This is a genomic window from Microvirga sp. P4_A5 (assembly GCF_056402495.1).
In genome coordinates this window covers 1-22,522 of record NZ_JBFUHH010000029.1, presented here as the reverse complement: position 1 = coordinate 22,522, position 22,522 = coordinate 1, and the positions used below count along the sequence as shown (strand labels likewise).

The 22,522-nt window shown below is 60.6% G+C and carries 20 protein-coding genes and 3 pseudogenes; 13 read left to right on the top strand and 10 right to left on the bottom strand.

Annotated elements, in window-relative coordinates; translation table 11 throughout:
* Positions 1–2 precede the first annotated feature (2 nt).
* On the bottom strand, positions 3–1,157 hold the full coding sequence (locus AC1DVM_RS10295) for an ABC transporter substrate-binding protein (protein ID WP_477254240.1): 1,155 nt from the start codon (positions 1,155–1,157) through the stop codon (positions 3–5).
* Between the two features lie 489 nt (positions 1,158–1,646).
* Here AC1DVM_RS10295 and AC1DVM_RS10290 point away from each other — a divergent pair, with 489 nt between their 5' ends.
* From AC1DVM_RS10290 to AC1DVM_RS10275, 4 genes and pseudogenes are all read left to right on the top strand, one after another.
* Positions 1,647–4,049: a penicillin acylase family protein gene (locus tag AC1DVM_RS10290; protein WP_477254238.1), complete on the top strand. Its 2,403-nt coding sequence runs from the start codon at positions 1,647–1,649 to the stop codon at positions 4,047–4,049.
* Between the two features lie 60 nt (positions 4,050–4,109).
* On the top strand, positions 4,110–5,219 hold the full coding sequence (locus AC1DVM_RS10285) for an NADH:flavin oxidoreductase/NADH oxidase (protein WP_477254236.1): 1,110 nt from the start codon (positions 4,110–4,112) through the stop codon (positions 5,217–5,219).
* Between the two features lie 439 nt (positions 5,220–5,658).
* Positions 5,659–5,772, top strand: a pseudogene (locus tag AC1DVM_RS10280) (IS481 family transposase); the annotation flags it as partial.
* Positions 5,773–5,831: 59 nt separating this feature from the next.
* Positions 5,832–6,526, top strand: a pseudogene (locus tag AC1DVM_RS10275) (IS6 family transposase).
* Between the two features lie 54 nt (positions 6,527–6,580).
* Here AC1DVM_RS10275 and AC1DVM_RS10270 read toward each other — a convergent pair.
* The 6 genes from AC1DVM_RS10270 to AC1DVM_RS10245 all read right to left on the bottom strand — a co-directional run bounded on the left by AC1DVM_RS10270 (position 6,581) and on the right by AC1DVM_RS10245 (position 11,487).
* Positions 6,581–7,522, bottom strand: coding sequence for a threonine ammonia-lyase (locus AC1DVM_RS10270; protein WP_477254234.1), 942 nt, complete (start codon positions 7,520–7,522; stop codon positions 6,581–6,583).
* Positions 7,519–8,550, bottom strand: a complete 1,032-nt coding sequence (locus AC1DVM_RS10265) for a succinylglutamate desuccinylase/aspartoacylase family protein (protein WP_477254232.1) — start codon at positions 8,548–8,550, stop codon at positions 7,519–7,521. Before AC1DVM_RS10265 ends, AC1DVM_RS10270 begins: the two co-directional genes overlap by 4 nt.
* A gap of 104 nt (positions 8,551–8,654) precedes the next feature.
* On the bottom strand, positions 8,655–9,437 hold the full coding sequence (locus tag AC1DVM_RS10260) for a transporter substrate-binding domain-containing protein (RefSeq protein WP_477254230.1): 783 nt from the start codon (positions 9,435–9,437) through the stop codon (positions 8,655–8,657).
* A 22-nt stretch (positions 9,438–9,459) separates the two neighbouring features.
* Entirely contained in the window at positions 9,460–10,191 is a 732-nt protein-coding gene (locus tag AC1DVM_RS10255) for an amino acid ABC transporter ATP-binding protein (protein ID WP_477254228.1), read from the bottom strand.
* Positions 10,178–10,828: an amino acid ABC transporter permease gene (locus AC1DVM_RS10250; protein WP_477254226.1), complete on the bottom strand. Its 651-nt coding sequence runs from the start codon at positions 10,826–10,828 to the stop codon at positions 10,178–10,180. Before AC1DVM_RS10250 ends, AC1DVM_RS10255 begins: the two co-directional genes overlap by 14 nt.
* The gene (locus tag AC1DVM_RS10245) at positions 10,825–11,487 is read right to left on the bottom strand and encodes an amino acid ABC transporter permease (protein ID WP_477254225.1); all 663 of its coding nucleotides are present in this window, start codon (positions 11,485–11,487) and stop codon (positions 10,825–10,827) included. The genes AC1DVM_RS10250 and AC1DVM_RS10245 overlap by 4 nt, the downstream gene beginning before the upstream one ends.
* Before the next feature lie 149 nt (positions 11,488–11,636).
* Between AC1DVM_RS10245 and AC1DVM_RS10240 the strand changes: the two genes are divergently transcribed.
* Positions 11,637–12,422, top strand: a complete 786-nt coding sequence (locus tag AC1DVM_RS10240; protein ID WP_477254223.1) for an IclR family transcriptional regulator — start codon at positions 11,637–11,639, stop codon at positions 12,420–12,422.
* A gap of 9 nt (positions 12,423–12,431) precedes the next feature.
* On the opposite strand, the pseudogene AC1DVM_RS10235 reads toward AC1DVM_RS10240, so the two are convergent.
* Positions 12,432–12,851 (bottom strand): annotated as a pseudogene (locus tag AC1DVM_RS10235) (type III PLP-dependent enzyme domain-containing protein); the annotation flags it as partial.
* A 144-nt stretch (positions 12,852–12,995) separates the two neighbouring features.
* On the opposite strand from AC1DVM_RS10235, the gene AC1DVM_RS10230 reads away from it, so the two are divergent.
* A complete protein-coding gene (locus AC1DVM_RS10230) occupies positions 12,996–13,235 on the top strand; it encodes a hypothetical protein (RefSeq protein ID WP_477254222.1) in 240 nt (79 codons plus the stop codon).
* Between the two features lie 119 nt (positions 13,236–13,354).
* Here the strand turns inward: AC1DVM_RS10230 and AC1DVM_RS10225 are convergent, their stop codons facing one another.
* Both AC1DVM_RS10225 and AC1DVM_RS10220 read right to left on the bottom strand, forming a co-directional pair.
* On the bottom strand, positions 13,355–13,483 hold the full coding sequence (locus AC1DVM_RS10225) for a helix-turn-helix domain-containing protein (protein WP_477254220.1): 129 nt from the start codon (positions 13,481–13,483) through the stop codon (positions 13,355–13,357).
* 64 nt (positions 13,484–13,547) lie between these two features.
* Positions 13,548–14,501, bottom strand: coding sequence for a DUF1612 domain-containing protein (locus tag AC1DVM_RS10220; protein WP_477254219.1), 954 nt, complete (start codon positions 14,499–14,501; stop codon positions 13,548–13,550).
* Positions 14,502–15,129: 628 nt separating this feature from the next.
* On the opposite strand from AC1DVM_RS10220, the gene AC1DVM_RS10215 reads away from it, so the two are divergent.
* From AC1DVM_RS10215 to AC1DVM_RS10185, 7 genes are all read left to right on the top strand, one after another.
* A complete protein-coding gene (locus tag AC1DVM_RS10215; protein WP_477254216.1) occupies positions 15,130–16,074 on the top strand; it encodes a recombinase family protein in 945 nt (314 codons plus the stop codon).
* Positions 16,075–16,974: 900 nt separating this feature from the next.
* Positions 16,975–18,186 (top strand): plasmid partitioning protein RepA, encoded by a 1,212-nt coding sequence (gene repA / locus AC1DVM_RS10210; RefSeq protein ID WP_477254214.1) that lies wholly within the window; start codon positions 16,975–16,977, stop codon positions 18,184–18,186.
* Positions 18,174–19,196 carry a plasmid partitioning protein RepB gene (gene repB / locus AC1DVM_RS10205; protein ID WP_477254212.1) on the top strand — a complete coding sequence of 341 codons (1,023 nt, stop codon included), beginning with the start codon at positions 18,174–18,176 and terminating at the stop codon, positions 19,194–19,196. The genes repA and repB overlap by 13 nt, the downstream gene beginning before the upstream one ends.
* A gap of 132 nt (positions 19,197–19,328) precedes the next feature.
* A complete protein-coding gene (gene repC / locus AC1DVM_RS10200; RefSeq protein WP_477254210.1) occupies positions 19,329–20,516 on the top strand; it encodes a plasmid replication protein RepC in 1,188 nt (395 codons plus the stop codon).
* A gap of 55 nt (positions 20,517–20,571) precedes the next feature.
* A complete protein-coding gene (locus AC1DVM_RS10195; RefSeq protein ID WP_477254208.1) occupies positions 20,572–20,871 on the top strand; it encodes an HU family DNA-binding protein in 300 nt (99 codons plus the stop codon).
* A 161-nt stretch (positions 20,872–21,032) separates the two neighbouring features.
* On the top strand, positions 21,033–21,281 hold the full coding sequence (locus AC1DVM_RS10190) for a WGR domain-containing protein (protein ID WP_477254207.1): 249 nt from the start codon (positions 21,033–21,035) through the stop codon (positions 21,279–21,281).
* A 133-nt stretch (positions 21,282–21,414) separates the two neighbouring features.
* The gene (locus tag AC1DVM_RS10185; protein WP_477254205.1) at positions 21,415–22,494 is read left to right on the top strand and encodes an RHE_PE00001 family protein; all 1,080 of its coding nucleotides are present in this window, start codon (positions 21,415–21,417) and stop codon (positions 22,492–22,494) included.
* Positions 22,495–22,522 lie beyond the last annotated feature (28 nt).

The window sequence follows — 22,522 nt, the reverse complement described above, 5'->3', positions numbered from 1 at the left end:
AATCAAGATTCGACGAGTGTACGCTTGCCGTTTTTGACGATTGCGATGAACATCGGGAAGTTCACGCTGCCTTTGGCGTCGAAAGCGGCCGTAGCGCCTTTCGGACCTTGAACGATGGGAAAGTCCTTCATGCCCGATTTCAGCATTTGCTGAATCGCGGCGCTATCGGGCTTGCCGACGCGACGCATGGCCTCGATGGCAATGTTCGTCGAATCAAACCCGAGCGCGTTGAGCGTGCCCGCCTCGTGCTTGTAAACGGCCTTGAAGCGTTCGCCAAAGGCGCGGCCGAACTCGTTCGGCGTGGTGCTTTCATAAAGCGTCGCCACTGCGAAACCTTCCGATGCAGGGCCGGCCAGGGTGATGAAGTCATCGCTGAGCATCGAACCGGACCCGACGAACTGAGCGCGCAGACCGACTTCCGCCCCTTGACGAACGATGGTCGCACCGTCGCCGGCCCAGCCGCCGATATACACCACGTCGGGCTTCAACGTCCGCAGCTTGGTCAGCATGGACGAGAAATCCTGCTCGCCGGTATTGTAGCTTTCCTTCGCGACGATCTCGCTGCCTTCGGCCGTCACGACTTTGGTCACCTGATCTGCGAGAGTCACGCCGTAATTGGTGGCGTCGTGCAGGATCGCCACGCGCTTCGCCTTGAACTGCCTGACGATGGCGCGAGCGGTGTCCTCCCCTTGGCCATTGCTGTCGGGCCACGCTCGGAAAAACCAGGGGTCCCCAGGTGTGTTGGCGTCGGTCGCGCCGGCGCCAGTAGAGCCGCCTGAGAGCATCGGCACTTTATATTCGGCAGCGACTTTCGAGGCGGCGATGACGACAGCTGTGGGATAGGTCCCGATGATGAATGGCACCTTCTCACGCTCAACGAGCCGGCGAACCGCTGTGACGCCTTTGGTCGAGTTGCTCTCGTCGTCTTCCATCACGAGTTCGATCTTGCGACCAAAGACTCCGCCCTTCTCGTTGGCTTCTTTCACCGCAAACTCGAGACCCTTCACAACCTGGTGGCCTTCGATGGCACCCGGCCCGGACAGAGGCAGCATGCCGCCGATTCGGATCGGCGAAGTATCCTGAGCTCTGACGATCGACGGAGCGGCGACGCTTGCTCCGAGGATGGCCAGCATCTGACGACGAGAAAACGGTGCCATTGATCCTATTCCCTGGTTGGTCCGGTATTGGTTACCGATACGACAATATCGTATATCTGCGCTTTAGCAATTCTTCTGTCAAACCCGATTTGCGGATTGAGCGCATAAATAAGCGCGGTTCGCGGCAATCCCGCCGGGAAGGTTGGTCCGTGGGGAGCAATCCAGCCGCTTGCTTTGAAGCCGAAAATACGACAATCATATCTTCCCACAAGTCGAACGTATTGATGCTCGATACGACAAATTTTGGAGCCGTTTGCCGCATGGGCATTCCGATGATCTTTTCCACATGACCAGCGCAGAGGCGCCGACCGGTGGAGCCTGCGAACTGGTTTACCGGCGCACCTACGCGATCACCCCATCTGTCGCCATCGGTTAGGTCCCTCTCCTCAACCTTTAGCAACTCACACCGGACCTCACCTCTTTCGGCACGGTAGAATCTACAATCCACGAACTCGCATCTCTGCTCGGTCGTCACTGCTAGGAATCGGCATGTCACTTGAAAAGCCCACTGCTCCTCCCGTCGAAACGCTGACGGTTGCGGGTCTCTCCGATGCGGCTGAAATTCGCCTCGATCGCTGGGGCATCCCTCACCTCAGCGCCACCAGCCCGGGCGATCTGTTCTTCCTGCAGGGCTTCAACGCAGCGCGCGACCGGCTCTGGCAGATCGACCTTTGGCGCAAGCGCGGCCTCGGCCTCCTCGCGGCCGATTTCGGTCCGGGATATCTGGCGCAAGATTGTGCCTCGCGGGCGTTTCTTTTCCGCGGCGACATGGAAGCGGAATGGACGAGCTATGCGCCCGACACGAGGGAGATCTGCCGCGCCTTCGTGAGTGGCATCAATGCGTATGTCGACCTCACCGAACGCGAGCCATCACGTCTCCCGACGGAATTCGGCATGACAGGCACACGGCCCGCAAGGTGGCAGCCGGAGGATGTGGTTCGCGTTCGCAGCCACGCCCTGACGCGCAACGCATTATCGGAAGTGATGCGCGCCTGCATTCTGGCGCGACATGACCACGCGACGGACCTGTTGCGCAAGAACCTTGAGCCGGCAGTGGTCCCACGCAATGACGGAAAAATCGATCCGGCTTCCGTGCCGCTTGCGGTGCTCGACCTGTTCAGGCTCGCGACCGCCGGCGTCAGCTTTTCGGAGGACCGCCTCAACGCGACGCTCGCCGACGCCGATCGATGGACAAAGCTGAATGACCTCGCAGAGGTCGTCAGCGAATCGACCTGGACCGGATCGAACAACTGGGCGGTCGCCGCGGATCGCACCGAGACCGGACGTCCGGTGATTGCAGGCGACCCACACCGCAATCACGCCATGCCATCCCTGCGCTATCTCGTGCAGCTCTCGTGTCCGGAATTCGATGTGATCGGCGCCGGCGAGCCGGCGGTTCCCGGCATCTCAATGGGCCACAATGGCACGATCGCTTTTACACAGACGATCTTCGGTTCAGACCAGGAAGACATCTACGTCTACGAGACGGAGCCCGGCAATCCGGACCGCTACCGCTATGGCGGCGAGTGGGTGGCGATGGAAATCGCGCATGAGCGTTTCGCGGTCAAAGGCGAAGACGACCAAATTCGTCCCTTGCGCTTTACGCACCACGGCCCGGTGCTTTACGCCGCCCCTGAAGCCCGGACTGCCTTCGCGATTCGATCCGTTTGGTTCGAGCCCGGTGCCGGCGCCTATCTTGCTGGCTTGTCTTCCATGCGCGCGAAGAATCTCGAAGAATTCAAGTCGGCCATCCAACGGTTCGCCACGCCTTCGCTGAACCATGTCTACGCCGATGTCGCCGGCACCATTGCCTGGCTGCCCTTCGGCATGACCCCCATCCGGCGCAACTGGGACGGCCTCCTGCCGGTTCCCGGCGATGGACGCTTCGAATGGGACGGCTTCGTCGGGATCGACGACATGCCGAACTTGATCAATCCCGCGAGTGGCTACGTCGCCAGCGCGAACGAAGCCAACTTGCCTGCAGACTGGGACCACGAGAGAATGCGGATCGGCTATGAATGGCTCGAGAAAAGCCGGGCGCTGCGTCTCCACGAGGTCCTCGGATCGACAACGTCGCATTCGGTTGCAGCCTCTGTGGCGCTTCAGACCGATGTCATGTCGCTTCCGGGACGCCGGTTGCAGAACCTCCTTCGCGCGATCGAACCCGGTGAAGATCAGGATTTCAACCGCGCTCGCACCATGCTCCTCGACTGGGACAACGCGCTTCACGTGAATTCGGCGCCGGGCGCTCTCTCTGAATTTTGGTTCACGAGACATCTCAAGCCTGCCCTGTTCGAGCTTTTCATCCCCGATGCAAAAGTCCGAGCGTTGCTTGCCCCCGGCGATGTCGAGGGAATTCTTCTCTCACTCGAGAATCCGGATCACCACTTCGGCGCCGATATAGCGAAGGAGCGGGATCGTCTGCTCGCAGAGACGCTCGCGGCGGCCTACAGGGCTGTAGTCGAGCGCTTTGGCGCCGACTCGTCCCAATGGCAATGGGGCGACCTTCATCACGGCTACTTCGAGCATCTCCTCAGCGGAATCGCAGGCGAGGAGAGCCGCAAGACGCTCGATGTCGGGCCGCTGCCGAAGGGCGGGAGCGCCGCCACGATCATGCACGCAGCCTATCGCCCACAGGATTTCCGCGTCACCATGGGTGCCTCCGTCCGCTTCGTCCTCGATGTCGGCAACTGGGATGCGAGCGTCTGCATGAACGCACCCGGTCAATCCGGCGACAGTCGCTCGCCGCATTACCGCGATCTGTCGGCGCTCTGGGCAAAAGGCGATTACGTCCCGTTTTTGTACTCGAGAAGTGCAGTCGAAGCGGCAACCGCGCAGCGGATAAGGCTTCTTCCCGCCACCACCTCGGGCGCAATTGCGGCCACCGCTTAAACCATCATCACCAAACTCTGAAGCGCGGAGCGCTTCAGCTTTGCCCGGATAGACATCGTCATGGCCAAACTTTTTTCTCCGATCACCATCGGTCCTCATACCTACGCCAATCGTATCGCGATCGCCCCCATGGCGCAATACAGCGCCGATGACGGCAGCATGACCGACTGGCATCTCATCCATCTCGGTGCCCTTGCCACCTCGGGCGCCGGCCTGGTGATGATTGAAGCCACGTCGGTGGAGCCGATGGGACGCTGCTCTCTCGGCGATCCCGGCCTCTATAACGATGAGAACGAGGCCGCCCTCTGCCGGGTTATTGAGGCCATGCGCCGCTACACCCCTGTCAAAGTAGGTATCCAGCTCAGCCATGGCGGCCGCAAGGGCTCGACGGCTCTTCACTGGCTGGGCGGTCAGCCCCTCTCGACTGCTGACGGCGGCTGGGAGAACCTCGCGCCTTCGGCACTTCCATTCGGCTCCTGGCCGACACCAAAAGCAGCGGATGCGGAGGATCTCGAGCGGCTCGTTCCCGCCTTCGCCGATTCCGCCCGCCGGGCCGCGCGCGCGGGCGTCGACCTGATTGAGCTCCATGCGGCACACGGCTATCTGCTGCACCAGTTCCTGTCGCCGATCAGCAATGAGCGCACGGATGCGTTCGGCGGGTCGCTCGAGAACCGGATGCGCTTACCCTTGCGCGTGTTTGAGGCCGTGCGCGACGCGGCTCCTGGTGTAACCCTCGGGGTGCGCCTGACGGCATCGGATTGGATCGACGGCGGCATCACGCCCGACGAGGCGGTTGCTTTCGCGCAGAAACTCGAAGCCGCCGGCTGCCATTATGTGGATGTAACCAGCGGTGGCATCGACCCGCGCCAGAAAATCGCGGTGGCTCCCGGTTACCAGGTCTCCTTCGCTCAAACCGTGAAGGAGAAGACCAATCTTGTGGTCCGCGCAGTTGGCTTGATCGTCGCGCCGGAGCAAGCTGAAGAAATCGTCGCCTCCGGCAAGGCCGATCTCGTGGCGATTGCACGCGCCGCATTGGCCAATCCACGGTGGCCCTGGGAAGCCGCCCATGTGCTCGGTGCTCCGATCGAGATCCCGCCGCAATACCAGCGCGCGAGTTCAAGCGCGTGGCCCGGCTGGACCATTCTCGCGCCGAAGGAAGCTGCAGAGTGACACTGAAGAAGGGCGTCGGCTTCGGCGCCCTTTCGTTTAGTGAAATGTGGCGGATGATCGACACGCCGTTCGCAACCCGCGCGCCACCTTCGACGCGGCGCCATTGTCTTCCCAAAGGGAAACTCCGATTTCTGTGAGAGGCGATTGTACAAGGGGTATCTGCTGACGAGAAGCAGGGAAATCTCTGATAAATTGACCTTCATACTGTTTGCAGATTGCATCGTTGACACCATCGAGTTGCGTGTTTGAACGGGCGAACAGGGTTGCACTGATGCTGCAATCTGGCTGTTCTGCTTGGGCTTCAGGTAGTTAGGTCGCGAGCTCATAACCGCGAGCGGCCTAGCTGTAAGGTTCGGCGACATCGTTTCAATTTTTCCGATCTCAGATCTGTCCTTGAGATGCGGTGCTAATTCTATCGGCGCTGTCGGGCGGGGGAGCCATGGATCTGACGAAGGCCCGTCTTGGGTGGGTCGAGCTCTATGCCAAAACAGGGGTTGCTGGACTGGTTTGCCGTCGCTGCGGCATCTCGCGGCCCACGCTGCGCAAGTGGTGGCCGGTATCAGGCTCAGGTGATGTCACATTAACTCTGGCTCAGCGAAAGCAGGGTAAGAGCTGCGGGATGAAGCAGCCCGTCAGCTACAAGCGCCATCGTTCCCTGCCCAAATTATCAGCCAGGCGGTCTGGTTGTATTTCCGATTTCCGCTGGGCCTACGCTTGGTCGAAGAGATGCTGCTCGAGCGCAGGATCGTATGAACGATCCGCCGATGGGGAAAGAAATTCGGGCCAGATTTTGCCCGCCGGCTTCGTCGCAAACGACCAACCCCAAATGACATCTGGCATCTTGATGAGGTGGTCGGCAGAGTCGCCGGCAAAAAGCACTGGCTGTGGCGCGCCGTCGATCAGGACGGGTATGTCCTCGATGAAATCGTCCAGAGCTGCCGCGATACAAAGCCGCGAAGCGTCTGCTGACCGACTTCTGAAGGCCCAGGGCGGCGCACCCAGGCGCATGATCACGGACATACTGCAATCGTATGGAGCAGCCAGACGTCACATCATGCCGAATGTTGAGCATTGGAGCCATAAGGGATTAAACAACCGGGCAGAGAACTCGCATCTCCCGCTGCGAAAGCGCGAACGTGTGATGCAGACCTTCCGATGCCCAGGCGGTCTGCCGCGTTTCGTCTCAATCTTCTCCTCTTCGAAATCTCTTCGTGCCACCCCGCTAAAAGCACTATTCATTACAGATCCACGTTCACCGCCTACAAGCCATGGCAGAATGGAAAGGCGTGACAGGAGTACTTGCCTGAAATCGGCGAAGCGTCACCATTGCAGCGTCGTTGAGTTAAAGTGACATCACCCCTTTACCCGGTGCCGTCGATTCCCGCTCCGCAAATCAGTGCGCAGGCATGTCCGTAGGTGCTGGACGCCACTTTTCCGCTTCTCAAGGCCGCGATCGAGGCTGCGCCTGAGAGATCGGCGGCGATGCCGAACTCGAACCAGAGCCAGCGCGCCGCCTCCTGCATGTCCTCATCCGTGACGAGCACGATATCGTCGATCGTACGCCTCGCCGCCTCGAAGATCGCCTCGTCGGTGCGGCGACAGGCCATGGTCGGGACGCGCGTCTGGATGCTGTCGAGAGTGACCACGTGACCCGCGTCGAGACAGGCGCGCAATGTCGGCGATCCGACGGGCTCGATACCGATCACCTTCACATTCGGGCGAACTGCCTTCATGGCGGCGGACAGGCCCGTGATGAGGCCGCCGCCCCCAATCGCCACGAGAATTGCGTCCATATCCGGCAGATCGTCCAGGATCTCCAGCCCAAGCGTGCCCTGCCCGGCGACGACGACCGGATCGCTGAACGGGTGGATATAGGTCGCATCGGTGCGCGAGGCGAACGCGAGAGCGGCATCGTTCGCTTCATCCCAGACCGACCCCACGATCTCCACGGTAGCATTCCAACCCTTCAATTTGGCAGCCTTGTCCGGCGCCACGTTGGAGGGCAGAAAGATCTGCGCCGGAATGCCCGCCACATGGGCCGATCGGGCAACCGCGAGGCCGTGGTTCCCGCCGGAGGCGGTCACGAGTCCGCGCGCCACTTTCTCCGGCGGCAAGGTCTTGAGCCGGTTCATGGCGCCACGTGCCTTGAACGATCCGGCCACCTGGAGGTGCTCAAGTTTGAGCGTCACGCGACCGTCGAGCCCCCTTGCATCGCGCATCTGCGTCGCCGGCAGGATCGGGGTTCGGCGGACGAACGGAGCGATGCGCATTCGCGCGGCGAGAATATCATCAAGGGCGATCATGCCAGGACTCCCTGATAGGGCGCAGCCACGACGAGACAGCAGTTTCCCGGCCGCACCCTCCCCGGCTGCCTCCTGCCATACAAGATGCCATCCGCCGCGTAGTGAAGCATGTCGGGAGGACGGGTGGGATCCCACGTACAGTGAATCCGGCCCGCCGGCTGGCCGGTGCTGACGCTCACACCATTGGCGTGAAACGGTTCGAAAATCCCGTCGGCGGAGGCAAAGACATAGGCGGAGGTTCCCGGCAGTTCGAGAACCTGGCTGTCCCTGCGGCGGGTCGCATCCTTGTGAGGCGGGAGTACGCCCAGATGACCGAGCACGTTGCGAACGCCGCGCCGACAGACCTCAAGCGCCTCGAGCGATACGGTGCCACCACCGCCCATCTCGGTTCCCACCGTCACCAGACCGGAACGGCAGGCAGCGGCGGTGGCCGTGCGCGGCTCGCCGAGATTGCTGATCACCACGGTCATCGGCGCGTCGAACGCCTGCACCGCTGCCACGTTTCGTCGATGGAGTTCCGGATCGTCGGTCGGTTCGATGATCGCGCTTGGAATAATGTCGAGCGACGATCCTCCCGAATGAAGATCGATGAACGCATCGCCGATCGGGTAGATGTTGTCGCTGATGTAGGCGGAGATCTGCTGCGTGATGGTGCCGCGCGGATCGCCCGGGAAGGTGCGGTTGAAATTGAGGCCATCGACAGGCGACGTTCGCGTGCCTGCGACGACCGCGTGGACGTTGTTGGCGGGCATGAGGATGAGTCGGCCCTGCACCTCTGCGGGATCGAGATCCCTGATCATGTCGCAGATCGTGATCGGCCCTTCGTATTCGTCGCCATGATTGCCGCCCTCCAGTATCACCGTGGGCCCATGGCCGTTCTTGATCACCGCGATGGGCACTCGCGTGACGCCCCAGGCATCGTCATGGGGCGAGTGCGGGATCATGATGAAGCCGACCTGCTTGCCGGCGCGGTCAGGGTCTACGGTCAGAAAAGCGCTTGAGGGTCTCGGCGAAATTGCGGCGCACATGACGTTCTGGGGTCGCGCAGATAAGGCCTCCTTCGGGAGGCCCCCGTCTACTGGGCTGAGAGGTGATCCGCCGGGCAGCAGAGCCCGGCGGCCGGATAATTGGTTCAGAGCGTCGGCAGCGGATCCATCGGCATGTCGAGATGCTTGCGATGAAGTCGGTCGAGCTCACCGTTCATCGTGTTGAACAGAATGAATCCGTCGAGCCAGCGCACGAGGTTGTGCTGGTCCATCGGCACGCCCATGTGAGCGGGGCTGCGCCGGATGGTGAACTTTCGCTCGAAAGCCTTGTTCGGATTTTGCTTGGCGAGCGCCTGGGCAACGATGCTGTTGGTGGCGATAAGATCGGCCTGGCCCGAAATATAGGCAGCGGCAGCCGTGGCATCGTCTTCTGTTCGCATAAGGTTGGCCTTGGGATTGGCCGCGCTGATGGCGAGTTCCTGCGTCGTTCCCTTCGCGGCCGCAATCTTGAGCGAGCCGAGTTGCTCTGGGCTTGAAACCGGCGCGTCCTTGGCGCCATAGACTGCCAGGAACGTATTGGCGTACGGCGCCGTGAACTGGATCTGCTTCGCGCGTTCGGGGGTCAACCCCATGACCGATATGACAATGTCCACCTTGTCGGTGAGCAGGAACGGAATGCGGTTTGCGCCCGTGATCTGCTGCATCTCGAGTTTGACTCCGAGGCCCTTTGCAACCATCTCGGCCATCTCGATGTCGAAACCGACGGGATTGCGGTTGGCGTCCTGCGAGCCAAAGGGTGGTGCATCCAGCGGCACGCCGATCCGGACCACGCCCTTCGAGATAATGTCCTGAAGCTTGTCCGCCCTGGCTTCAGTGGCACCGAAAAACCCAATCGTGATGGCGGCAAGCGCCGCAAGGATCGAGCGCATATGATGTTCCTCCTGGTTGCTCTCAGTGCAGCACTGCGCTGAGGAAGGTTTCGAGCTCCGGGGTTTGTGGGCTTGCGAGCGTGGCCGCGGCCGCGCCTTCCTCCCAGATCCGGCCCTGGTGCATGAACACCACCCTCGAGCCGAAACGACGTGCGAAGCCGATCTCATGCGTCACAAGGATCATGGTCATGCCCTTGTTCGCCATGGCTTCGAGGACCTTGATGACCTCGCCCGTGAGCTCCGGGTCCAATGCGGAAGTGACCTCGTCAAAGAGCATCACCTGCGGGTCCATCGCAAGCGATCGCGCGATCGCGACGCGCTGCTGCTGACCGCCCGACAGTTCGTCGGGAAACGCATCGATCTTATCCTCCAGCCCAACGCGTCTAAGCACGTCGAGTGCGACTTCGCGGGCCTCTGCGGGATCTTTGCCTTTTACGACGCGCGGCGCCAGCGTGATGTTGCCGGCGACGGAGAGGTGCGGAAAGAGGTTGAAGCTCTGAAAGACGATTCCGACCTGCTGGCGCAGATTGCGCAGGTTGGTCGCCGGATCGTTCACACGCACCCCATCCACGGTGATGTCACCGCCTTGAATTCGCTCAAGCCCGTTGATGCATCGGAGCATGGTGCTTTTGCCCGAACCTGAACGCCCGATCACGGCGATGATTTCGCCCTTCTTCACCGAGAGCGACACATCATCGAGAACGGTCAGGGCGCCGTAGCGCTTCGTCACATGGTCCAGTTCAACGAGCGCCATGCAGCTTCCGCTCAAGTGAGCGGCTCCATTGGGTAAGAGGAAAGCACATCAGGAAGTAGAGGGCCGCGACCGTCAGATAGACCGCGAAGGGGCGGAAGGTGGCGGCCGATGTCAGCTGGCCCTCTCGGGTAAGTTCAACAAGACCGATCGTTGCGGCGAGCGACGTGTTCTTGATGAGCTGGACGAGAAAACCTACCGTAGGCGGGATGGCGACGCGCACCGACTGCGGGATGATGACGTACCGGAGCTGTTCGAAGAAGGAGAGCCCGAGCGATGCGCCGGCTTCCCATTGGGTCTTTGCGATGGAGACCAGCGCTCCCCGCCAGATCTCGCCGAGAAACGCGCCGCCATAGATCGAAAAAGCGAACGCCGCCGCGACCCAGGGGTTGACCAGGAACCCGAGAATGGAAAGGCCGAAGTAGAGCCCGAACAGCCACACCAACAGGGGCGTTCCCTGCACAACCTGGATATAGATGGCTGCGAACCAGCGAAGGGGCCAGAACGGAACCACGCGGAACACCGCGATCGCTATGCCGACCAGGGATGCGCCGAGAAAAGCGACAACCGTCAGCACGATCGTCCAGCGGGCAGCCGCCAAAAGATAGAATACGTCGATCATGCCAAATGAGCGGATCATCGCCGTGCAAAAGCTCGCTGATAAAGCAGGGCAAAGAACCCACGAAACAGGAACGCCAGGGCGAGGTAGAGAACCCCGATGAGGGTATAGACCTCGAAATCGCGGAACGTGCGCGACTGCACGATCGACGCCGCATGAAAGAGGTCGGGAACAGAGATCTGGGATACGATGCTGGTCGCCAGCATGAGGAGCACAAACTGGCTTGCGAGCGCCGGCACCATCGCCTTCAGCGCCGGAAACAGCACGACGTAACGAAAGACCTGGACGTTGGAGAGACCAAGGGATGAACCCGCCTCGATCTGCACGCGGGGGACGGCTTCCAGCCCGGCGCGCACGATCTCGGTTGTATAGGCCCCGAGATTGATGATGAGCGCGATGATCGCCGCCGTCATGCCGTCAAGTCTGACGCCAAGACTGGGTAGTCCAAAGAAGATGAGGAAGAGTTGCACGAGCAAGGGAGTGTTGCGGATGACCTCGACATAGATCACCACAATGCGCCGCAGAACGGGTGGACCATAGACGCGCGCCGCGGCGAAACTGATGCCGATCAACAGCCCGCCGAGCATGGCTGCGAACGAGAGTATCAGAGTGACGAGGATACCGTCGAGAAAAGCCTCCCAGGCCGCGAACACGTCGCGGAACTGGAGGCCGTATTTCACTGGGCGGCCCCGGCGCGGGAGGGGCCGAATGTCGCGAAGGATTTTATGTCGTCATTCGGAAGAGCGAGCATGTAGCAACCTCGATCGCGAAGAAGAGGCTAGCGGGGGTTCTTATTTGATGTCAAGCTTCATAGATGAAACGAAACCTCATGACAGATCGCGATGACGATGCAAGTTCGGGTCGAGCGACCTATTCCGCTCCGGCTCTCGAAAAGGGGCTCGATATTCTCGAGCTTCTGGCGGAAGCCGGAGAACCGCTTTCGACGCGCGCTATCGCCGATCAGCTCGGGCGGTCGAAAAGCGAGATTTTCCGAATGGTCTTCGTGCTCCAGCAACGCGGGTATCTGGTGCGAGAGCCCGGCACTGATCATTTGCTACTGTCCCGTCATCTCTTCGATCTCGGCATCCGCACGCCACGCGGGCGRCAATTGACCTCGATTGTTGTTCCCCACATGGAACTGTTCAGCGACAGCACAGGACAGGGTGCTCATCTCGTGGTGATCAGCCGGGCCGAGACGGTGGTGGTCGCCACGACCACCGGCCACCTCGATGCGAGCGTCACGATCAGGCTCGGTTATGGCCGCCCCGCGCTCGAAGCCAATTCCGGATTGTTGATCCTGGCGTTCCAGCCGGAGCACCGGCTGCGTGCATTGATGCGAGAGGCGCCGGCGGGCGTTCAGAGGGTGCTCGACACACCGGAGACCCGCCAGAAGCTGGCGGAGCTTCGCGAAAGGGGCTATCAGATCGCCCATAGCCGCGACATTGTCGGCGTTACCGACCTTGCGTTTCCCATTGTGGGCCACGCCGGGTACGCGCTGGCATGCGTACTCGCCCCTTGCCTGCAGCGCCACGATACGCGGATCGACGAAACGGCGGTCCTCGCAGCGCTTCAGAAATGCTGCGAGGATGCAGGGGCGCAGATCTCCACCGAGTAAGCTGGCTGCTCAGGTCAGCCGACCGCGCGCCGCGACGGGCAGCTCGCCCACGATCTTGTCGCCACGCACCGTGACGAGACGGTCGACCATGTTCACCACCACGCAGACATGGTTTGGCACGATGCGCACCACGTCGCCGACCTTAGGCCTGGCATTGCAGGCCGACAGATCAAGAAAGCCGTGTTCCTCCGCGAAGCTGGCTATCCTTGCCTGTGGATGCTCGATGACGAGACCATGACCATCGAGCCCACCGGTATCGCTGGTCAACGCCTTCGACCCTGAATCGAGAATGCCGCGGTCCGGTTCGGCCCGACTGACTACGGTAGCATAGATGGTCAGGGCGCAGTCGGCGAGGCTCGCCATGCCGGCTGCGAGCATCATGCGGTCGTTGAAGATATACGTTCCGGCGCGATGTTCGGTAGCGCCCCGGTGCTCGTCCAGACCGTGCCGATCGCCGCATTCGAATGCTTATCGCAACCTCCAAATCCAGAGTGTTGCGACGACGTTTGAATCCGCCCAATACGCCGCAAAGGTCTATCGCGACCATCTCGCCACCCACGTCAGTAGGGTTCAATGGGCCGACGCGGCAATCCCTACGACAACGCCAAGGCGGTGAGCTTCATGAAGACTCTAAAAGTGGAGGCAGTCTATCCGATGGGCTTCGAGACGTTCAGCGATGTAGCCGAAGGCCTTCCCCGCTTCATCGAAGAAATCGGCTCCACTCGGCCCTCTGTTATCTCAGCCCGCAGCAGTTCGAGGATCAACACACCCGGCAGACGGTCAAATCGGCAGCCTGATGAATGTCCACCCTAAGGGGCCCACTCCATGAGTCTTGCCGTTGATGTCAGCTCAATACCCGTAAGCCGACCAATGCTGAACGACAGAGAGTGTCGATTGAGGCGCGGTGGCCAACACCATCCAGATGGTCTGGTTCACACGATCCCCCAGGCGCGATAGCGGCGACGCCCGGTGAGTTCGCGTGGGAGTGCGCCGCCCAATTGCATCAGCATCAGGTCGACCGCCTTGGGCGTTATCTTGAGGAGTTTGGCACCAAGCGCCACGGTCACCAGGGGACGAGAAAGAAACAGCTCGACCAGTTCCGGCAGCTTCGAGTTGCTGCGGCAGTTACGGGTGACCCCGGTCCATGGTTTCGCGCGCCAGGATCAGACGCTCGAGATCCTTTTGTCCCTGGGCGACCGCCTCCTCGACCACGGCGCAAAAGCCGGCGACGATCTCGGGGGCCCCTTCCCTTCCCTGCGGCCGGAACTTGGCGGTCCTGAACCCCGAGGCCAGCGGCAACAGATGTCCAGTCAGGCCGCGGGCCCCCAGAATGCACCCGGCCATGATAAAGCCGAGCCAGGGCTGGCGCGGATAGAGGTTGAGATCTAGCCAGGCCTTCCAGGCGATCGCCGCGGCGGCAACCGCCGGCCAAGGCGCGGTCCGCTTTACGAGGTCGAGCCAGAGGTCCTCGTTCTGCCCCTCGTCGATCTCGGGATCATAGACCAGATGTGACCGGCTGCTCCGGATCGGGGTCTCGCCGGCCAACACCTTGCTGGTTCGCGCAAGCAGGGCATCAATATCGGCGAATTGCGCCTTCCATGGATCGGCGTCATTGGCGAAGGCAGGATAACCCTCATCGCGATCACCCTCCCCGTCAGCAGGGGTAAAACCAGCGCGCACTTCCCTCCCGTCCCCGGTTGTCGGCATGATGCCACGCAAGGCCGCGAGGCCATCTATTGAAATCGGCCACGGTGCCTTGCGTGCAAGAACCGTACGTCTGGCGCGCAGCGCAGTTGCAGCGCGGGTCAATTCATGGGTGGGGCTTCTCACGTCCATGCCGGCATCGTGCAGGACGACATCGCCGATATCGACGAGATGACCATCAAGGATCAGCGCTCGCACTGCTTCGGTCATGTCACAGCGTGATTGCCATCCTGTCGCCAGGCCGGAGGCGTCGAGTCGCGCATCGAGCTTCATCACCGCGATGCTAACCTGCTCAAGTCGTCCCGCGATCCTTTCCGAAGGAAGGGAGGGCAACTCCACTGCCGGCGGAGATTGTTCGTCGGTGAACGTCAGCATGACACGAAGCGCTATGATGTCAGGAGAGAATTGAGTGGCGTGCAGATGGGTGCGGAGTCTGAAATGGTTGGACGACCAGCAGGCCCAGCGCCACCGCAATCAAACTTATCCACCGCATAGCTACAATCCCCCACCCCGCTCAGGCGCCGCTAACAAGGACGCCAAATCGGCTGCCAAGAGGCAGCTCGAGCGGACGGTGCCTCCAAGCCGCACAATCGACCACGCTTGCCATTACAGCGTCAACTGGAACGAGCTATAAGCTGTTGATAACAAACAAAAGGGCTCCGGTTTAACGAAGTCAAGAGCGTTGTTATTACGGACAGCTACATCTCTCTGAGAGACTCTCAAAACAGACGCTTTTTCTTTAGTTCTGCTGCCGACCCCTAGATGCCATCCACTTGGCATAGCAAGGCATGATTTGGCCCATCTGGTCGCCCCCATGAAGGGAAACGTTCGTCAGCACGGCCTCAGGCGCGATAGATTCAGGATATGTTATATCCATAAATCGCCTCGAACTACGTCTAGAGACGGTCGTCTTGTGATGTCAACAGAGTCTGTACAAACGCCCTAAAATCTGCTCCAAAGGGGTCGTTGCGCGGCTACAGTCTTTCCCTGTTTGGACATTAAGATGCCCTCCCCCGCCCGAAAACGGCGCCTGATTGGCTACGCCCGGGTATCGACCGACGATCAGATGACAGATGCCCAGACGATTGATCTCAAGGCCGTGGGCTGTTCAGTCATCTATCAGGAGCACGGATCGGGCGCCTCCAGAGCAAGGCCAGTGTTAGCTCGCCTCCTTCGGGAGATCGGGCCGGGCGACGTTCTCGTCGTCGTTCGCCTCGATCGACTAGCCAGGTCAGTGAGCCATCTCCTTGAAGTGATCGAGGGGCTCGAGAAAAAAGGAGCCCATTTTCGATCGATTCGGGACCCGATCGATACCTCCACCCCTCAGGGCATGTTCTCGCTGCAGGTATTGGGCGCGGTCGCACAGCTTGAGCGATCTCTCATCTCAGAGCGAACGAAAGCTGGTCTCAGGGCCGCAAAGGCCCGCGGCAAGATCCTGGGAAGCCAGGCAATGAAAGAGCGCCGGCCCGAATCGATCCGCAAGCTTTCTCAGACGCGTCGGAGAGCCTATCTGGACGAGATCATCTCCACGGCCGACCGGTGGATGCCAACCGTGAGGCGCATGCGCCCAGCCCACGGGTGGGAAGACGTAGCCCGGATGCTGAATAGCAGCGGGCAGGAATGGACAGTCGAGCGGCTCCGTCGGGCAGTGGGAAAGATGGTCACCGAGCGCATGGCCGACCCCGACTTGCTCAAGCGCTCTCCTCCCCGCTCCCGCGACGAACGCCTTATGATCCTTATCGCTGGTATCGCGATGGCGGATCCGAATCTGTCCCTCAGGGGTATTGCTGGTCAACTCGAACGGATGCGGGAACGGACGCCACGCGGTGGCACCCAGTGGTCAGCCTCGTCCGTGAAGCAACAACTCGAGAGGGCCGAGAAGTTTGGGCTAGCACAGCCGAAAGCGGTTCAACTCCGTCTTGATGCCGGTCCACAGTCCGTCCCGTGACTGGGGCACTCTCTCCGGGCTCTCACACTCTGTGATCTGTTCTTCCAACCAATCGCACTCTGAACAAGCAGAAACCGGGAGGAAAGCCTAAGTTTACGAGAATGGCGGCGGTTCGGGGGGATGATCAGACTCTTTCATTTGACCGCCGGGTACAGCCGCCCGTCCAATAAGTTGTCGCAGATTCCATATAGGTGGGGTCATGCCCGCACGCCGCCGCAGTTGCGACGAGCTGCTGGTGTGTCAGCGTGTGGCTCTGGGATCCAACAAAAAATTAAGTCCGTTGCCGCTCATGAAATGACTACTGCTGGCCGTTTGCAAAGAGCGACGGAAGTGCCCTCCCCTCCCCGCGCTAGGCGTCCTATCGGCCATGCCCTTGTTTCAACCGGCGTCAGATCCTCAATGCGCAAGCAACGAGCTACGGTGGCAGGTTGCGTCGAGCTCCATCAGGGAGTCGGGTGTCTGACCCCTCTCAGGGCCGACCCATCCTAACGCGTCTACTCAACCAGCTCACGCCGGGCGACATCTTCGTGGTCGGCTGCCACGAATCGCTCTCCGAGGTCATTGAGACGATTGAGGCCAAGACGGTCCGCTTCCATCGCTTCACGATCATGTCGATACTTCAACGCCGCAGTGCATGCTTTCCCTACCGATGCTTGGCGCTGCCCCCCAGAACGGGAGAGATCGGACCCGGGGGACCGAATCCCAAACCAAGGATTTTGATGCGCTTGCGGTCACGGGGACCGCTGCGCGGCGGCTGTGTGTTGTCAGCTGACAACGCTCTGGCAAAATCTGTTAACAGATTGTTAGGACTAAAACTCTTGTACCTCCCGCCGAATCGTGGCCATAACTGAAGACGGCAGCTGAGCGTTAAACGCACAGAATCCGTTTTAAGGATCCAACATGGCGCAGCATGCGGAGACGCAACCCACTGGCGAGACTACTTCCAAACGGATAGCACGACATGCCGGCGTGTTGTCGGCGCAATTGCGTCAACTTGGAACCGCTCTCTTTCCGCCCGCGGCAAGCAAGGGACTTCGATCTTTCACGTCTGGAGAAGCGGCGAGAATTTTGGGTGTCTCTGACGGGTATTTGCGGCAACTTTCTCTCGACGGGGAGGGCCCAATGCCGACCATCGGCACGGGCGGACGCCGCTCGTACAGGCTAACCCAGATCAACGAAATGCGAAACTACCTCGCGGGTGTTCGGCCTCGCGAGATGCTAACATTCAAGCAAGGACGGCAACATCACGACAAACTACAGGTGATTGCTGTCACGAATTTCAAAGGCGGGTCCGCAAAGACTACGACATCACTCTACTTGGCTCAGTATCTTGCACTTCAGGGCCTCCGCGTTCTGGCAATCGACCTCGACCCGCAGGCATCGCTCTCGGCGATGTTCGGCTATCAACCAGAGTTCGACATCGCCGAGAACGAGACATTGTACGGCGCCATACGATACGACGAACATCGCCGGCCGATGTGCGAGGTCGTTCGCAAGACGTATTTCGACGGTATCGATCTTGTGGCCGGCAACCTTGAGCTCATGGAGTTTGAGCACCACACCCCGCGGGCAATGATTGAGCGGAATACCCGCGGGYACGATCTTTTCTTCCGGAGAGTAGCCTCGGCAATCGATCAAGTTGGCAACGACTACGACGTTGTTGTGATCGATTGCCCACCGCAGCTCGGTTATCTCACACTCGGCGCCCTGAATGCCGCGACCGCCATGCTGATTACCGTCCATCCGCAGATGGTCGATGTTGCTTCGATGAACCAGTTCCTCCTGATGACCTCCGAGCTGATCACGGTGGTTGAGGAGGCGGGCGGCCGGTTGGATCACGACTTCATCCGGTACGTCGTCACGCGGCATGACCCGAATGACGTACCTGAGACCCAGATCGTCGCACTCCTGCGAAACCTGTTTGGCCCCGATGTGCTCAAGTCGACTGCATGGAAGTCCACGGCAGTTGCCAACGCTGGCCTCACTAAACAATCGCTTTACGAACTCGACCGCAGCTCGGTCGGGCGCGCAGCTTACGATCGAGCGCTGGAGTCTGTGGACGCCGTTAATGCCGAGATTCTTCACCTGATCAAAGAGGTATGGGGGCGATGAGCAAGCGGATGGACGCTATTCGATCGTTGCTGACGGCGCCCCAAGGGGAGTCACCAGAGTTGTTGTCAGCTGACAACAGACCTGCGCCCTTGCCTCGTGTGTCCTCAGGGTCCGTCCGGTCGATGAAAGAGTCATTCTCTGCGGCCGAGCGAGAAAATGAGGATCTTAGAGCAAAGCTTGCGTCAAGCCTGACGATACACGAGATTGACCCGAGCCTTATCGATCCGTCCCCGATTGGGGATCGATTCCAAGATCAGGATGAACAAGGCTTCGAGCTCCTAAAGGTTTCGATCAAACAGCGCGGGCAGGAGGTTCCTGTTTTAGTGCGGCCGCATCCAACTGTTCCAGGACGCTACCAAAGCGCCTACGGGCATCGGCGCATTCGTGTTTCACGAGAGATTGGGGTGCCGGTCCGTGCTGTTGTCCGAAACTTGACCGACGAGGATTTAGTCGTTGCGCAGGGCGTTGAAAACTCGGCGCGCCAGGACCTCAGTTTCATTGAACGAGCTATTTTTGCGGCTCGCCTCGAGAGCGCCGGGTATGAACGTTCAGTTGTTCAGGACGCACTGTCCATTGACCGAGCTGAAGCGTCGAAGCTTGTATCTGTGGCCAAGGCGCTGCCACCCGACMTGATTGAGGCGATCGGCCGGGCCCCAAAAGTCGGTCGTCCGCGCTGGCAGGCGCTAGCGGATGCTTTGCGGGCAGCGTCGGCGATTAAAGCTGCAAGGGCGGCGATAAAGTCAGCGGAGTTTCAACGACGCGACACGGACGGGCGGTTTCTGGCAGTGCTGTCTGCAGCAACTGCGAAGCCGCAGGATTCTTCGAAGGAAGATCCGCGGAGTGTCACGATAGCTTCAGGCCGGAAGGTCGCCCAGGTCACTCAGGTCGGCCGGGAGCTGAAGATCATGATCGACAAGGATTTCGAGGCGGCGTTCGCAGATTTTCTTGCCGAGCAACTTCCAATCCTGGCTGAGCAGTTCGCGAAGGGCAGGGGCGAGGGGTCGACGTAATGTAACCGAGGCAAAGCAAAAAGCCCCGAAGCTGGACACTTCGAGGCCTTTGGAACCTTACCAAGGACGGCAAGGGCAACTCACTTCCCCCTTATGCCATCCTGATGATTCGAGTGTCAAGACACCGATTCGGTGAGCGGTCCTGCTTTGCCCTCTGAAAGGGAGGGTACTGTGCAATTGGCATCATCGGGAGGCCGGCGGCTGAGACATGCTGCTTTGGCCGGGCGGAAACTCGCGCTCGAAAATGGGCGTACGGTGACGCGTAAAGAATTATCGGCGGCGGGCCGGGAGGCGGAAAAGGCGCTCGAACTGCGTCCGACCCTGCGCCTCGTGCTGTCGGAGCTGGTCGCCTGCTGGGGCGAGCAGGCATGGGAGCGGCTGCTCGTGTGGCCGTCGAACGATTACCTCGAGAGCCGGACCGGCTTGACCGAGCGGGCGATCCGCTTCGCCATCCGGGCCCTCACCGATCTCCAGCTGATCGTCCCGAAGGATTCCCCCAACGGCAAGCGCTATGCGATCAAAGACCTGTCCGGCGAGATCGTCGACGCCTTCGGCTTCGATCTGACGCCGCTCTATACCCGCCGTGGCGAATGGGCTGCGCTCGTAGTCGAGCAAAAGCAACTGCGCCTGATGCAGAAGCGGGCCTTCGACGAGGTCACGGTCTGCCGCAGAGCCACAGAGGAGGCGCTGGACGCCCTTGCGCAGCAGTTTCCGGCGGTTGACCCCGGCAAGCTCGAAGAGAGCCTTCAGGCCCTGCAGGCGAGGACCCCGAAACGCTCAGGCGCAGCATTACCCCCCGGCCTTCTGGAGGAGTGGCAGAACCTGAGAACACTGGCAGAAGAAACCTTTTATGAAGCGGGCAATGGCGGAATCCGATTCCGGCACTCTAAAGCACACAATAAATCTCCTAGTGAGACTTGTAACAACGGCTTTCCGAAGAAAGCTGGGGCCGTTCTTCGAACCGAACAGCCGATGGAGCACCTATCACCGGCGGTGATAGTTGAGGCCTGCCCAACCCTGGCGGACTTTGGCGAACCAATCCGCGATGTGCCCGATCTGGTGCGGGCAGGGCGGTTCCTTCGCGCGTCGCTTGGCGCCCATGAAAGCGCCTGGAACGAGGCGGTGGCAGAAATCGGCGCCGTGAGGGCCGCCATTGCGGTCATCTACGTGCTCCAAATCTACGACGACGATGTCTCAAGCGGTGCCAACCGGATCAAGAACCCGGGAGGCTACTTCCGCGCGCTTATTCGCATGGTCAAATCCGGAAAAATCGACCTCGAAGTCGAGCTGCTCGCCATGCGACGGCGACGGATGAGTTGAGGTGGACCGGAAAATCTGCTCTGCGTGAGCCTGAAACAGGGAAGGGACTTGAACCATGAACAAACCTGATCTCGTCGAGAAGATCGCCGCGGATTACAAACTGACCAGGGTGCTTGCCCGGGACGTCGTCGACAGCATCTTCGAGACCATGGCGACGACGATCCAATCCGGCGAAGAGGTTTCAATCTTCGGTTTCGGCAAGTTTAAGCTGGTGGAGCGGGCCGCCCGCAAGGGCCGGAATCCTCGGACCGGGGAGGCGTTGAAAATCGCCGCCACGAAACGGGTGAAATTCGAGCAGGGCTCAGCCTTGAAGGAACTCGTCAACATCAAACGGCGCGGACGAAAGAAGGGTTGAGCAGGCGCCGGCCTGATCGATGCGATGCAGGAGCAGCGCATTTTTCGCGAGCAGCCAGAGCGTCGGTTTAGCGACTTTGCATCACCAAAGTGAATCTCTTGAGGCAAACCGATTCAAGGGTTTCATTGGACGGAGGAGGGGCGTCCGCGTGAAACTGGGTCATGTCCGAGGAAATGATCCAGTACCTGGTTCTTGATCGTCACGACCCGAGTTGCAACATGGCACGCTTCTATGTGCTGGCGATCGAACCAAACCTCTTCGGCAGCACGACGCTCATCCGCGAGTGGGGACGCATCGGCCGGAGAGGTCAGCGACGGGTCGAGATCCATGACAATTGGACGAAGGCCGCGGAATCCCTGGAAGGTTGGCTTCGACGCAAACGGAAACGAGGTTATTTGTTGCGAGACTGAGAAAGCCGGCAAGTTTTTAGCGCTCCAATGATCGCCATACGGTATCATCAGGACCGTAGTTAGAGATTGCTTCGCTTCTTCAAGATTGCTTTAGTCGTCGGATGTGCAATCGCTTATGATTCGCGAGGACAGCATGATCGTCGGGGGCGGGGCATGGAATCTGGACGAGAATTCCCTGCCGCCATCATATGACCTTCCTGAACTCCCGTGGGAGTCGATCGCCGGTCGGCTCGAACAGGTCGCCATCGCCCTCATGAAGCTGGACGCGCGTCTCGACGCGTCCGGCCTATCGGGAGGCTGGCAATCGCGCTGCGACATGACCGAGGCGGTGCGGGCGCTAATCCTCGACGGTCATCTCGTTGATATCGGCGATGTCGTTTTGCACGATGCCGGCATGGATGTCAGAAGCCCGACCCACGAACTGACGCGGGCCGCGACGGCCTTGCGGGCCCGGCGCACGGTGATGGCGCGCAAGACCCCGTGGCCGCTCTCGATCGACGGACTTGCCGCCTTGCGCGGCATCGTGCCCGCAAATGGGGAGGGGAGGGCGCAAACCCAGTCCAGGTCCGGGCAAGGCGACAGCAAAGATTATGATGATGCTGATGTGTTTCCGGCGTTCGCCACCGATGCCGATCCATGGAAGGCACAGTTTGCCGATATCGACGCCTTGCTCGTCCGTACCAGCAAGGTGCTGGCCGGCGAGACGCCGATCCGCAGCACTCGCTCGCATCTGGTGTACGATCCCGAGACCGATGAGGGTGCGAACGAGGACCGCTGGCTCGAAGTTGTGAAGCTGACGGCGCATTGGCCGACGGTCGCCGCGGCCGCGATCGCCTGGAAGGCCTGGCTCGATCTCAATCTCTATCCGCGCCAACCCTGGCTCGGCTTCATCATGGCGGGGTGCATCCTGCGCGCCCGCGGCTTGACCCGCCACCTGCTGCCGCTGGCGTCAGGATTCCGGGCCTCTAAATTCCGGCCGCAAGGCAGGGAAACAGCTGCCGAGACGGTCGCGGGCTTCTGCACGATTGTGGAGGAAGCGGTCGCCCAGGGTCAAAACGATCTCGAGCGACTGCTCCTGGCGCGCGAGACCATGGACCGGGTCACCCGGACCTGCCGCAGCAATTCGAAGCTGCCTGACCTTGTGAATTTGTTTCTGTCGCGACCGCTGGTGACAGTCGCACTCGGCGCCAAGCTGTTGCACGTGACGCCCTAGGCAATCGACCTGATGCTCGACCTGATGC

Coding starts and splice junctions, on each gene's coding strand:
- AC1DVM_RS10215 (WP_477254216.1), top strand. CDS start 15,130: ATGCCCTCCCCCGCCCGAAAACGGCGCCTGATTGGCTACGCCCGGGTA.
- AC1DVM_RS10195 (WP_477254208.1), top strand. CDS start 20,572: ATGAACAAACCTGATCTCGTCGAGAAGATCGCCGCGGATTACAAACTG.
- AC1DVM_RS10220 (WP_477254219.1), bottom strand. CDS start 14,501: ATGCTGACGTTCACCGACGAACAATCTCCGCCGGCAGTGGAGTTGCCC.
- AC1DVM_RS10265 (WP_477254232.1), bottom strand. CDS start 8,550: ATGTGCGCCGCAATTTCGCCGAGACCCTCAAGCGCTTTTCTGACCGTA.
- AC1DVM_RS10185 (WP_477254205.1), top strand. CDS start 21,415: ATGATCGTCGGGGGCGGGGCATGGAATCTGGACGAGAATTCCCTGCCG.
- AC1DVM_RS10190 (WP_477254207.1), top strand. CDS start 21,033: ATGTCCGAGGAAATGATCCAGTACCTGGTTCTTGATCGTCACGACCCG.
- AC1DVM_RS10270 (WP_477254234.1), bottom strand. CDS start 7,522: ATGATCGCCCTTGATGATATTCTCGCCGCGCGAATGCGCATCGCTCCG.
- AC1DVM_RS10260 (WP_477254230.1), bottom strand. CDS start 9,437: ATGCGCTCGATCCTTGCGGCGCTTGCCGCCATCACGATTGGGTTTTTC.
- AC1DVM_RS10295 (WP_477254240.1), bottom strand. CDS start 1,157: ATGGCACCGTTTTCTCGTCGTCAGATGCTGGCCATCCTCGGAGCAAGC.
- AC1DVM_RS10230 (WP_477254222.1), top strand. CDS start 12,996: ATGGGCCGACGCGGCAATCCCTACGACAACGCCAAGGCGGTGAGCTTC.
- AC1DVM_RS10290 (WP_477254238.1), top strand. CDS start 1,647: ATGTCACTTGAAAAGCCCACTGCTCCTCCCGTCGAAACGCTGACGGTT.
- AC1DVM_RS10250 (WP_477254226.1), bottom strand. CDS start 10,828: ATGATCCGCTCATTTGGCATGATCGACGTATTCTATCTTTTGGCGGCT.
- AC1DVM_RS10285 (WP_477254236.1), top strand. CDS start 4,110: ATGGCCAAACTTTTTTCTCCGATCACCATCGGTCCTCATACCTACGCC.
- AC1DVM_RS10255 (WP_477254228.1), bottom strand. CDS start 10,191: ATGGCGCTCGTTGAACTGGACCATGTGACGAAGCGCTACGGCGCCCTG.